This window comes from Geomonas paludis, assembly GCF_014193585.1.
GTDB classification, from domain to species: domain Bacteria; phylum Desulfobacterota; class Desulfuromonadia; order Geobacterales; family Geobacteraceae; genus Geomonas; species Geomonas paludis.
In genome coordinates this window covers 24,383-36,457 of record NZ_BLXY01000008.1, presented here as the reverse complement: position 1 = coordinate 36,457, position 12,075 = coordinate 24,383, and the positions used below count along the sequence as shown (strand labels likewise).

Below are 12,075 nucleotides of genomic sequence, written 5' to 3'. Positions count from 1 at the left end.
TAAGAACGCAAGCTTTGGGGGATACCGCTCAGGTATCCCCCTCTATTTTTTCCTCCCGGCTCTCCCCCCGATCACCTCAGGACCATCCCATCTCCCAGGCGTGCGAGTTTCAACTTCCAACGGACATGTGTAACTTACCACGTACGCGTTGCAACTTGTCGTGGACACGCAACAAGTTGTCGTGGACGCACAGCAACTTGTCATGGAGGCACAACAACTTGTCATGGACGCACAACAACTTGTCATGGACGCACAACAACTTGTCGTGGACGCACAACAACTTGTTGTGGACGCACAGCAACTTGTCGTGGACGCACAACAACTTGTCGTGGACGCACAGCAACTTGTCGTGAACGCACAACAATTTGTCGTGGACGCACAGCAATTTGTTGTGGACGCACAGCAACTTGTCGTGGGCACTTTGCAAGTTCTCACCGACGCATGACAAGTTGGGCCTGTAAAATCCTTTGTGTAAATGGCGGTTCCACTATGGTGCCTGCCCAGTACTGTCCCCTCGAACTCCTGGAGGGGGACTGGCTCCGATAGGTGCCTGTCTCCCTTGTCTCAGAATAGGACTGCCTGACCCCCTGGAAGTGGGAGGCCTGCGGACCACAGGTGTAGTGAATAGTTGCACTGGTTAGTGAGGTTGTGGGAGGCAAAGACGGATGGGGGCAAAACCTGTAAGGGGGGATGTTAGTGGTGCCGGTGCTTGAATTTTGTGATAGCCAGGACTAACAAGGCAAGACCTGCGAATAAAGCGTCTGGAACATTGGGGGGGACGTTGTTGAGATTTTGATTTTTGGCAATACAAAGTGCTCGAACGCAACGACTAGTCAAATGAAACTCAAAATATCAACAACGTCCCCCTTTGTTCGGAACGTCATGATTCAAAACTTGGCACCTATGCCTCGCTTTGGATTAGATCCCTTCACCTCACTGTTTCAACTTGATGGCAATTCCTTTGACGTTTGTGCAGGTGTAGCTGAAGAAATTGTAGATGGGGATGAAGCCGTAAAGGCTGCTGGAAACGGTGACATTAAGCAATGCGTCACCGCCTGACTTTATAAGCGCTTCGTCGACTGCGCTGGAAAAGGTGGAGTCTCCGAACGGCACCATCGCCAAAATAAAAAACCGGCAGGCCTCTCCCTCGACCGGTCCTAGTTCTTTGAATGATTGGGCATTTTTGAGTAGTGAGCCAGGATCAGCCATGCTCTTGGTTACCATCCCAACACTTCCCACCGACGTACACCCTCCCAGCAGCAGCCCCCCAGCCAGCAACAGCAACTTCTTCATGAAACCTCCTTTAATTTGTAATGGCCGCCCTTGCGGCCTAATTCAACGCCCGCCTGAGCACCGGAGCGCTCGGCTCCTTCCGACTTCGATCTGATCCCATCATCCGCGGAGAGTGCTCCTGGCGATGGTTGGCGGCGCTGTTCCTCAACTCTCTTGGCTGAACTCGGCCCTTCACCAGCTTCCATTAACTGGATCGGCTCTCACCAGTCTTCACCTGCATCCTGAAACCCAACAGACTAAATCCGCCGAGCCTCATCGCCAAATTTATCAATTTCTTGATAACTTTGTCACTCAGCACCGACTTATCAATTTATCAATGCCTGGCACCACCCTGCTTGGCACCACCCTGCTGTGGCACCACCCTGCTCATGGGGTTCCCAGGGCTTTTTTCTTTTTGAAGACGAACTCCCCGCCCTCGTCGCCGGACTTCTTTATCATCTGCAACTGCGGGGATTGGTTCGCGCTCCTGGCGCCCGCGACCCGCGTCTTGATGTGGCCGTAGAACAGGTCGGAGACGGTAAAGAGGGTTTCATCCATTTCCTGTAGTCCCTCGATGAGGGCTTGGGCAAAAATGGAGTGGTTATTCCCTCCCCCATCGGCAACCGGTTCGTTGTTGCCGCTGGAGAGCAACTGCCTGGTCTGCTTGGCCAGCATCCGCTCGATATACCGTGACCGGTCCTCGCCGGTACGCTCCTTGACGGTGTCCCCGCCGCGACTCAACGCCCCTGAATAGCACGAATCGGAGACCACGAGCACATGCCGCGCCTGCATGTTGGCGAAGAACCGGGTGGTCAGTTCGTCGGCGCTTATCAGCTTGGTGCGCCGGGAGCCGTCGACCGGCACCCAGAAGGCCTGCTGGCTGGTCTCGTCGTAGATGCCGTGCCCCGCGTAATAGACCAAAAGGCTGTCCTCCGGCCTCAGGGCGTCAACCAGTACCTCCATGACTTCGGTGATCTTGTCCCTGCTGGCGTCAACCAAGGTCAGATTGTGCTGGTTACCGTCACGATCCTTTATGCTGCTGGCGAAGCCGTATTGGCCTGCAAGCAAGGTCGAAATTTCCTTCACGTCGTTGCCGGGTGTCTTCAATACCGTGTAGCTCGTTTTGGAATAATCCGAATTGGCGATGGTGAGGACGTACTGCTTTCCCGAGCCCACTATCTGTTCCAGGTTCCCCTCGACAGCGACGGGAATGACCATGACCTCCTTGTGGAAGTCCGAGAAGGTCGCCAGAACAGACAGCTCGTTCTGCCCCGGCTTCATCTCGACATCCCTCATAGTGAATTCTCCCGTTTTCCTGTCAAAATCCGCCGGCTTGACCGACCTGAAGTTGATGCTGAGGTCCACAATTTTGCCGGGCTGCTTGATCCGGCCTTTTACGGTGAACTTGTTTTTGCCGATGCGGATCGCCCCGCGTGTGACTGGCGGGTCATGCAACTCGAGTTTCAACCCGGATGATGGCTGTTGTGGTGCGAGAATGGGAGCGTCAGGATCAGTGCTCTGGTAGACCGGATGCTGCCTCGTCTCCCGCACGTGCCCCATGTACTCCTTGGTTTTCAGGGCCAGGGTCCGGACGGAAGCGCCGGGATCCGCGGTAGTGAGAGCGGCAGCCAGCGAATAACTGAACAGTCCGTAACTTTTGCCATCGGTACGCTCATACTCACCGGCCTGCTGGACGTCTTTCGAAGCGTAAAAAACAGACAGGCCGCCTGCACCAGGCCTTAGTGTGATACGTTCCTCCGCCTTGGGCGTGATCTCCTCGGGGAGCATTTTTTTGTAGGACCAAATGTTCAACGGCTCCTGGTTTTCCACCAGGCGCAGGGCCGCGGCATGGCTGGTGTCAATCACTGCCAGCACGTGGGACCCCCGGTTTCTGATGCTGGTCAGCAACTGGGAGAGTTCCAGAGCGGGAATGACCCCTCCGTTCCCCTCATTTTCAGCATCTACCCCCATAAGGTGGTAGCTATAACCATTACCCAACGTTTTAGTGAGACGGCTGTGCCCTGAGTAGTAAAAAACAACAAAATCGCCACACTGAGCTTCGACTCCCAGCCTCCTTAATACGGAACGGATGTTGTCTGTGGTTCCCTGTTCGTTCCGAAGCGTGGTTACCGAGGCAGCCGGATACCGTTCAAGAATTGCCTGGTTCAGCAGCGCTACATCATTCGACGAACCATCCAGGTCAGGGAACTTCGTTTTCGGATATTTCTGTATGCCAATCAGCAGGCCCTTTACATTCCCTTTCCGGTCCGGACTGCAGATGGAATCGCCAACTATTTGAGCCGGGTCGGGCCACGTCTCGACCCATTCGCCCTGGGGAGGGGGGGGTGTTGCCGACGACGGGACTCGTATAGCGCCAGCAAAGGCAGGCATGGACCAGGAGGCCAACAGGGCAAGGGTTACCAGCAGAAGAGCGATACGGTGATACGGAACAACTGTGCGGCTATTCGCCATAATGCCTCCACAAGGTTAAACAAATGAGCAAGCACCTTTGATCAAATCTGGCCCTTGGTCCACGAGCTTTCATCATCGGTCTCTGGGTTCAAGCCAGTTATTCGAGGCACTTTCACATATCGTGGGTGCTCTACGTAGTTTTCATTCTTGTCTTTGCGCTTCATCATTTTCCTTCTGGCCAACGGGCTGCAGGTGAGCGGCGGAGCGTCCCGCCTTTCCAGCTTTTGCCAACTCTCGCAAACCGCGGAGACCGTCTCCACCTGTTATGGTTGGAAGCTTTCCTTTTGCTCTGTGTTTATGGTGGCGACAATGATCTGTCACCTACTTTCATCATCACTCTTCCGGTCCTCAGGGATGATGTGCCTACGGAACCTGTACCAGATGAAGATCAACGCCACGCATGATAGAACAAAGTGAACGACAGTTCCCGCGATTATTGAAATTGAAGCGGCTGCACCCAACGCGCCACAAGCACGTAGTCCATGACTTTTGACCGCTTGAACCTGCATTTGCCAGAAAACGGATGCCAACGACAAGAAAATGCCCGGAGCAACAAATAGTGCAAAGCCTGAGGCTAGGGCTCTATGTTGACAGCGCCATACCCGCCGCAATAGCGCCAGACCACATGCTTGAGGGAAAATGAGTACAAACAACAGGACTAGGCTTGGCTGAAGATCATCCATACTGATTAATGTCATTTCCTTGCCAACGCCTTAAGGGTGACCGGCGGAGCGCTCCACTTCTACCGGCTCCCTTCAACATTTATCCATCAGCGGAGACCGCGTCTACCCGATTGGTTGGGACTTCCATTTCGTTCATTGCTCTACCTTATAAACTTCAGTCAATCTTGAGTGCCATATCGGCCTCAGCTTGACCTCAGGTGAGCCTTCATCAGGGCATGCTTGATTGTATCCATGACCATCTGTCCCGACGTACCCAAACTGTCCAGTTTTGTTCACCAAGTAATCGTAGTGCATGTTCAGCTTAAATCCTGCTATCACGATTACGATGCAACTTGTGACGACGATTTTTCTATTCTGAATAAATATTCCAATAGCCATTGCACATGCCGCAAACAACAAGCCACGATTTCCGGTTGAGAAGTACGATGAGGGGCATTTGTAACCAAAGCCAATCGAGGAAAACACGAGGGGAAAGAAACCTGTTAAAAGAGCAATAGCGATCCGTTTCCCCCAAGAAGCCTGTTGCTGCATCTTCCCGAAGGCCAAAAGTAGACCCAGAGTGGAGATGAGAATTGCTATCATCCCCATAGCATTAGCATTGTCAGGTCGCACACCTTCTCCTTCTTTGTTTGATGCCGAGCGTGTACCAACGTCTCGCGGCGTGACCGGCGGAGCGTTCAACTTCTTCCAGCTTTCACAAGCTCTCTGCTACCGCGGAGTCCTGGTCTACGCGCTTTGTTGGGGCTCAATACCTGGTCCGATTATTCCAATCATTTCTGATGCTCACAAATAACCGGTATTCATGCCTGACAATCTTGGGCAAGAAGGGCAAAGACATCAGTAGCATCAGCACCTTGCCTTGCTGGTCTATGGCCTCTGTGCTTAGGGACCCACTTGTTTTCAGGATCAGGTAGATGATAGCCAGAACCACCCACCAGACTAATGCGCCTATCCAATAGAATTCTTTGCTGTTGATTATTGCCTTTTCGGCAAATCTCAGTTCATCCCACCGAATTATGGCCACAATGAAACCAACTGCCATTCCGGCTGTCATGTTCCAAAGGAATGTCGGAATCAGCATGGTCAATAAAATCCAGGAAATCATCAATGTGGTCTTATCATTCATTTTTTCTGTCCAACTACTTATTAGGCAGAATTGCCGTCATCCTCTCACATTGCCGCATATATATCGATTAAGAAACGTGACCTGCTGACGTAACATGCTGATCTGGCACGCTGCTGCGGTTGGAATTTGTCCCAATTGGGGGGATGAGCAGAAAACTGGCCATCCTCCTTCCCCTCCCTGCAGGTGGATGGTACATCGGCTATAACAAAACTCATTTGCTATAGCAAATCAATCGCAATATATAGAGATCCTGCATACCTGTCAAAGGCGAAGTGATGAATGGCGAATAGGGGGGAGGAGCTAAAGCGCTCGCTTCAAGTGCCGCAGCCTGGACAGAAAACGTAAAAGGGGACTGGCTCCGATAGGCAATGCTTCCGCTGCCAGTTAGCTGCGTCGTAACTGCCGGTAAACCGATATTATATGGTTTTTTGTATTTTTTTGTGAGTTGACTCACCGGATTAGAGCCAATATTTAGTTGTGCATTCATGAAAGCTGGTATAATGTCTACCGTGCTTTATGTCAGTTTGAATAACTCCCGGTAGTTTGCCGTACGCGGCCTATGAGTGAGATATGCACAACATCGACATAAATGTGAACGTGATGACTCCCGGCCCTGAAATGGAGATGGTGCAAAAGGCCAGGGAGGCTTTGGGGGAGGGGGGACTCAAGTCGGTCCGGTTTCCGCAGCCGCTGGAGTCCGCCTTCGACGAGTACTACCGCGACAAGACCCTCAAGCACGTCCGCGTGGCGCTGCTGACCGGCTTCATCCTCTACGCGGTCTTCGGACTGGTGGACGGCCTGCTCCTCCCCGCAGACCGGGCCCACATGTGGTTCATCCGCTACGCCGTGGTTTGCCCCACGGTCCTCGTGGGCCTTGCCTACACCTATTGCCCCCCGCTCAGGCGCTTCATGCAGCCGGTCGTCTCGCTGGTGATGCTGGTGGGAAGCCTGGGCATCGTCTCCATGGTCTACTACGACCCGACCCCCACCAAGAATTACTACTACTCGGGATTGCTGCTCCTCATCATGGGGGCGTTCACCTTCGTGAGCCTCAGGCTGCGTTACGCGGTCTGCTGGGCGGTGGCCACCACGCTGGCGTACGAGGCGGTGGCCATCTACGTCAACCATACCGACCTCACCATCCTGATCCAGAACAGCTTCAGCATCATCGCCACCATCATCATCGGGGCGTTCTCCAATTCGCTGATGGAAAACTACCTGCGCCGCGACTTCCTGAACACCAACCTCCTGGAGCACGAAAACAGGCAGCTGCAGAACGCCACCCTGGAACTGCGCCGGCTCTCCATCTCCGACCCGCTCACCGGCCTGGGCAACCGGCGCCATTTCGAGGTGATGCTCGACCAGGAGTGGCAGCGTGCGGTGCGCTCTGAGTCCCCCATCGCGCTCATCTTCCTGGACATCGACTTCTTCAAGAACTTCAACGACAACTACGGACACCAGGCCGGCGACAACTGCCTGAAGCTGGTTGCACAGGAACTGGGGCGCTTTGCCAGGCGGCCGGGGGATACCGCCGCGCGCTACGGCGGCGAGGAATTCGTGCTGCTTCTTTCCGGCATCGGCCTCGCCGATGCTGCGACCATCGCCAAGGCATGCCGCAACGCGGTGGAGGCCCTCGGGATTCCGCACAGCCACTCTCCGGTGGCCGGGGTGGTCACGGTAAGCGCAGGTGTTGCCGCCATGATCCCCGACCTCGACGCAGACCGGCAGCAACTGGTGGAGGCCGCGGACCGGGCGCTGTACCGGGCGAAGCTCAAAGGGCGCAATACCGTGGTCGCTTCGAAACGGGAGACGGACCAGACTGCCCGGCAGGTATACCCGCAGGCGGTAAGCTGAAGGGAAGGGGAAGGGCAAAAGGGGGGGCGTTGGGGCTCCGGCGCCGGAAACGCCACTTTCAGGTCAGCCAACTTCCGCAAGCGCACAAGCGAAAGGGGACAGGCACCTGGCGGAGCCAGTCCCCTCCTTCGGCAAGGTAGTTTCCATCAGAGTTCGCGGCGCGAGATGGTGAGGAGCTCGTCTATGTAGGAGAGGTGCCACTGCTCCTGCGACAGGTTGGTGCGCAAGACCTCCATGACTTCCTCGGGAAAGGGCTGGGCGACGGCTTCCTGATACTTGCGGTTGGTCACCTTTTCGTTCCCCTTCATCGCCTCCAGGGCCTGCTTGGCGCCGGTGAGGCTCATGAGGGCGGTGAAGCCTTCGATCAGGTATCCCTTCAGGTCCGGCGTCGGCTTGGTCGGTGTCCCACCCATCTGCTGTACCAACGCGGTGAGGTTGGTGATGTGGTTACGGTGGTCATCCTGGTACTCACTAAACCTCTTGGCGATGTCCTTGTACCCGATGTGTTTGATGGCCTGCTCGTAGGCCTCCACAGCATCGACGTCCAACTGGATCAGGTCGTTCAGCCTGTCGATCATCTCCGTCCTTTCCATGTCGGCCTCCTGCAGATAATGTGAAATGTCTAATCCAGAGTGCAGGCATACATTGTAGCCGCAGTCCGCTTGATGGCAACTGCTCACTGCAAGGTGGTGACTGTGCTTGACCTCCCTTTCCCAGCCGTTATCATCCTTGTGTCGGTTCATCACACAGAGAGACAATCCCACGGAGAACTACATGGAAACAGGAACCAGGTTCAAGGCGCTGGTGGTTGAGAAGGGGGCGGACCAGACCTTCACCAGGAGCATAAAACAGCGGGCTATAGACGAACTCGATGCGGGAGAGCTTTTGGTGCGGGTGCGTTATTCCTCGCTCAACTACAAGGATGCCCTTTCCGCCACCGGGCACCCGGGCGTGACCAGGCAGTTCCCCCATACGCCGGGCATCGATGCCGCGGGGGAGGTGGTTTCCTGCAGCGACGGACGCTTCGCGCCGGGTGACCAGGTGGTGGTGACGGGGCACGACCTGGGCATGGAAACCGACGGGGGGTGGGGCGAGTACATCCGGGTTCCCTCGCAATGGGGGGTACCGCTTCCGGCCGGGCTCACCCTGCGTGAGAGCATGATCCTGGGGACGGCGGGGTTCACGGCCGGACTTTCGGTGCTGAAGCTGGAGCGGGCGGGGGTAAGGCCGGAGAGCGGCGACATCCTGGTCACCGGCGCGACCGGCGGGGTCGGGACCCTGGCGGTCAGCATGCTGGCCAGGGCGGGGTACCGGGTGGTGGCCGCCACCGGAAAGATGGGGGATGTCCCCTTTTTGGCGGAGATTGGTGCGGCGGAGGTCATTTCCCGCGAGGAGGTGACCGCGGGAGGGGAGCGGGCCCTGATGAAGGAGCGCTGGGCGGGGGCGATCGACGTGGTCGGGGGGGAGACCCTTGCCGCCGTGCTGAAATCTACCCGCTACGGCGGAACCGTCACCTGCTGCGGTCTGGTCGGTTCGGCGGAGCTCCCGGTCAACGTGCATCCCTTCATCCTGCGCGCCGTGACCCTGGTCGGCATAGACTCCTCGCGCTGCCCGACCGACACGCGGCTGGAAGTATGGCAGCGGCTTGCGGGCCCTTGGCGCCCGGCACTGCTGGACCAGATGGCGACCGAGGTGACGCTGGAGGGGCTGGAGGAGAAGATCGGGCGCATCCTGCAGGGGGGCATCAGGGGGAGGGTGCTGGTGAGGTTGTAGGGAGACCGGAGCACCCGTTCTGCGATAAAAAAAGGCCAGTCCGTCGGACTGGCCTTTTTCCTTGCGGGGCTGCTCAAGAAATCGGGATGCGGTGCCCCGTGCCGCGTTGCTGTTCCGGCTTGGGGAGCCGGATGGTGAGGACGCCGTGCTTGAGGTCGGCCTTGATCTTGTCCTCCTCGATCGGGTACGGCAGCAGGACGCTGCGGGAGAAGCTGCCGTAGCGGCATTCGGAGAGAAAACCTCCGGAGTCTCCTTTTTCCTCCCGCATCACCTTTTTCTCACCCCTGATGGTCAGGCGCCGGTCCACCAGTTCCACGCTGAAGTCTTCCTTCTTCATCCCCGGCACTTCGGCGCGGATGACGAGTTCCTCCGCGGTCTCGTGCATGTCCACCAGCGGTCCGCCGCGCTGCATGAACGCCGGAATCGCGTCGGCGGTAAGGTTTTCCAGCGTTCGCTCCTCTTTCTTCGCGGGCACCAGGTTGTTGAGCAGGGTGCCCACCTTGTCCTGTACATGTTCAAGGGCTTCGCGCCACTTTTCAGGTACCAGGCTTGCCATCCCTCATTCACCTCCTGTGCAACGTTGTCAGCTCACCTGCACGTCGATGCGCCGCGGCTTGGCGATCTCGGCCTTGGGTATGCGCAGGGTCAGGATGCCGTTGGCGAAATCGGCCTTGGCCTTGCCGTGGTCGAGGCTGTCCGGGATGGTGAACTGGCGGAAGTAGCTCCCCAGCTCGAACTCCCGGTACACCGCGTTGCCGGGCACGGAATGCGCTGCGGGTGCGCTGATGGTGAGGACTCCCTTCTCCACGTTGACGTCGATGTTCTCTTTGGTTGCGCCCGGGAGGTCGGCGGTCACGAACAGGCCTTCCTCGGTTTCGATGATGTTCACTGCCGGGCGGATGAATCTTTCGTTCGACCTCGTCTCTTCACGGGTCTGGACGTTCATTTCGTCGTTTCTTTCGGTCAAGCTGTTGGGTGCCATGTTGACGACCTCCTTTCCTATATTCTCGCTTAAGAAAGCTTGATCTCGATCTTCTTCGGCTTGGCGTGTTCCGCTTTCGCCATGGTTATGGTCATGATGCCGTCCTTGCACTGGGCGGTGATCTTGTTGGCGTCGATGTCGACCGGAAGCTCGAGGGTGCGGCTGAACTTGCCGGAGCCGAGCTCGGTGCGGTGCACGATCCCCTTCATCTCGGCAAAGGGTTTGCGCTCGCCGCTGATGGTGAGGGTGTTCCTGAGCACGGAAAGCTCAACATCCTTGGGGTCGACCCCCGGCACCAGGGCTTCCACGTAAACGTTACCGTCGTCCTCGTTGAAGTTGACCATCGGGAAACGACGGGAGGCCACCGGCGAGAGGAACGTCGGCCCAAAGGGGCGGTTCATGCCGGCGCCGCGGAAAGCTTCGTCAATCTCCCTTCTCAGATTGTCCAGTTCCCTGAAAACATCCCAACTTGCCATGTCGATTACCTCCTTTCGGTGAGTCATTTTCTGAGCGTAAGATAATCATCGTTTTTACCTTGTCAAGGGGTGCGCGGCGGCGAAAAAACAACGGTGTAACGGTCCGTTGCGAGCGCATGGTTTTTTTTGTTTGTGGGCGGATGGTGTTGCTGAGGCAGAAGGGACAGGCTCCTTTGGGTGCCTGTCCCTTTAGCGGAACGCTACATTCTGCTTAACCAACGCACCAAGCAAGGGGACAGGCACCTGGCGGAGCCAGTCCCCCTTCAGCACAACGCACCAAGCAAGGGGACAGGCACCTGGCGGAGCCAGTCCCCTACGAGAACCGGCTCTTCAGGAAGTCGAGACCCTTGCCGACGAGGCCTCCTTCCGGGACCTTGCCGTCCGGGGTGGCCTGGTCGACGGCGTCGGGGAGGTAACGGGTCAGCTTGGTGACGGTCTCGTCGGTGGAAAGCCCGGCCTTGTTGGCCAACTGTTGCACCCGTTCGGGGCCCAAGACCTCGTGCAACTGGTTCGGGGTAACGGGAAGGTTGGGGCCGGTATCGATCCAGGAAGAGATGATGTGCCCGAGCCCTTTCTGGTTGAAGGCCTGGATGATGCCGCCCAACCCGCCGCTTTGGCGGTCGGTCAGCATGTCGATGATCCCCTGCATCAGGCCGGCGTCCCCTCCGCCGGCCATGCCGCGTACCTTGCCGGCAACGTCGTCAAAAATGCCCATGTCATCCTCCTTGTCGTGGTGGCCTGCTTACCAACGCAGCAAGGGGACAGGCACCTGGCGGAGCCAGTCCCCCCAGCCCGCACCTGGCCAGCGTGGTTAGCCTGCTTTAATAAGCGCAGAAGTTTACCACGAGGCTGGCCGGATGGAAGCGGCCGGATATACTTTGCCATCATGCCAAGGGGGTGGCGCATGCATTCGATCGGCAACGAGGCACTGCTTGACCTGCGCAAGGTGGCGTTTTTGTGCTCACGCAAGTTTCCCCAGGAGGCGGCGGAGAAGGCGTACCGCTGGGCCGACGCGCAGCGCCTGGCCGGCACCTGCGTCATCTCCGGCTACCATTCGCCCATCGAAAAGGAGGTGCTGTGCCGTCTTTTGCAGGGCAACCAGCCCATCATCATCGCGCTGGCGCAGGGGCTGAACCGGCTACACCCTGAGTGGGAGCGGCACCTGGCGGCGGGGCGCCTGCTGATCATTTCCCGCTATGCCCAGAGCGTAAGCCACCCCTGCGAGTCGAAGTGCTATCAGCGCAACAAGATGATGATCGACCTCGCCGACACTATTGTCATAGCGCACGCCTCCCCTGGAGGTAGCCTGGAGCGGCTGTGCTCCGACTGGGCGGGTAAAGTCACCGTGCTGTGAAGCGACTGGATCGGAAAGTTCTAAAAATAAAAATATTGACAATCCCGCCGGCCTTCTCTATAAACGAAAACAACTTTCAAAAC

13 protein-coding genes are annotated in these 12,075 nt (G+C 57.1%); 4 read left to right on the top strand and 9 right to left on the bottom strand.

The annotated features are described in order from the left end of the window. Nucleotides 1-223 precede the first annotated feature (223 nt). Nucleotides 224-445 carry a hypothetical protein gene (locus H7687_RS16025; RefSeq protein WP_183349213.1) on the top strand — a complete coding sequence of 74 codons (222 nt, stop codon included), beginning with the start codon at nt 224-226 and terminating at the stop codon, nt 443-445. Between the two features lie 488 nt (nt 446-933). Here H7687_RS16025 and H7687_RS16020 read toward each other — a convergent pair whose 3' ends face one another. From H7687_RS16020 to H7687_RS16005, 4 genes are all read right to left on the bottom strand, one after another. Continuing rightward, the gene (locus H7687_RS16020) at nt 934-1,293 is read right to left on the bottom strand and encodes a hypothetical protein (RefSeq protein WP_183349211.1); all 360 of its coding nucleotides are present in this window, start codon (nt 1,291-1,293) and stop codon (nt 934-936) included. Nucleotides 1,294-1,659: 366 nt separating this feature from the next. Further along, a complete protein-coding gene (locus H7687_RS16015; protein WP_183349209.1) occupies nt 1,660-3,744 on the bottom strand; it encodes a caspase family protein in 2,085 nt (694 codons plus the stop codon). An 815-nt stretch (nt 3,745-4,559) separates the two neighbouring features. Further along, entirely contained in the window at nt 4,560-5,039 is a 480-nt protein-coding gene (locus H7687_RS16010; RefSeq protein ID WP_183349207.1) for a hypothetical protein, read from the bottom strand. A 133-nt stretch (nt 5,040-5,172) separates the two neighbouring features. Then, entirely contained in the window at nt 5,173-5,553 is a 381-nt protein-coding gene (locus H7687_RS16005; RefSeq protein ID WP_183349206.1) for a hypothetical protein, read from the bottom strand. A 570-nt stretch (nt 5,554-6,123) separates the two neighbouring features. Between H7687_RS16005 and H7687_RS16000 the strand changes: the two genes are divergently transcribed. Then, a complete protein-coding gene (locus H7687_RS16000; protein WP_183349204.1) occupies nt 6,124-7,407 on the top strand; it encodes a diguanylate cyclase in 1,284 nt (427 codons plus the stop codon). Nucleotides 7,408-7,553: 146 nt separating this feature from the next. On the opposite strand, the gene H7687_RS15995 is transcribed toward H7687_RS16000, so the two are convergent. Further along, nucleotides 7,554-8,000 carry a DUF2383 domain-containing protein gene (locus tag H7687_RS15995; protein ID WP_183349196.1) on the bottom strand — a complete coding sequence of 149 codons (447 nt, stop codon included), beginning with the start codon at nt 7,998-8,000 and terminating at the stop codon, nt 7,554-7,556. A gap of 181 nt (nt 8,001-8,181) precedes the next feature. Here H7687_RS15995 and H7687_RS15990 point away from each other — a divergent pair, with 181 nt between their 5' ends. Further along, entirely contained in the window at nt 8,182-9,180 is a 999-nt protein-coding gene (locus H7687_RS15990; RefSeq protein WP_183349194.1) for a YhdH/YhfP family quinone oxidoreductase, read from the top strand. Nucleotides 9,181-9,253: 73 nt separating this feature from the next. Here the strand turns inward: H7687_RS15990 and H7687_RS15985 are convergent, their stop codons facing one another. The 4 genes from H7687_RS15985 to H7687_RS15970 form a co-directional block, all read right to left on the bottom strand. Further along, nucleotides 9,254-9,736 (bottom strand): Hsp20/alpha crystallin family protein, encoded by a 483-nt coding sequence (locus tag H7687_RS15985; RefSeq protein WP_183349193.1) that lies wholly within the window; start codon nt 9,734-9,736, stop codon nt 9,254-9,256. 27 nt (nt 9,737-9,763) lie between these two features. Then, the gene (locus H7687_RS15980) at nt 9,764-10,162 is read right to left on the bottom strand and encodes an Hsp20/alpha crystallin family protein (protein WP_183349192.1); all 399 of its coding nucleotides are present in this window, start codon (nt 10,160-10,162) and stop codon (nt 9,764-9,766) included. A gap of 29 nt (nt 10,163-10,191) precedes the next feature. Further along, nucleotides 10,192-10,638 (bottom strand): Hsp20/alpha crystallin family protein, encoded by a 447-nt coding sequence (locus H7687_RS15975; RefSeq protein WP_183349191.1) that lies wholly within the window; start codon nt 10,636-10,638, stop codon nt 10,192-10,194. Nucleotides 10,639-10,951: 313 nt separating this feature from the next. Continuing rightward, on the bottom strand, nt 10,952-11,353 hold the full coding sequence (locus tag H7687_RS15970) for a YidB family protein (protein ID WP_183349190.1): 402 nt from the start codon (nt 11,351-11,353) through the stop codon (nt 10,952-10,954). 189 nt (nt 11,354-11,542) lie between these two features. Here H7687_RS15970 and H7687_RS15965 point away from each other — a divergent pair, with 189 nt between their 5' ends. Next, nucleotides 11,543-11,992: a DNA-processing protein DprA gene (locus H7687_RS15965; protein ID WP_183349189.1), complete on the top strand. Its 450-nt coding sequence runs from the start codon at nt 11,543-11,545 to the stop codon at nt 11,990-11,992. Nucleotides 11,993-12,075: the final 83 nt, after the last annotated feature.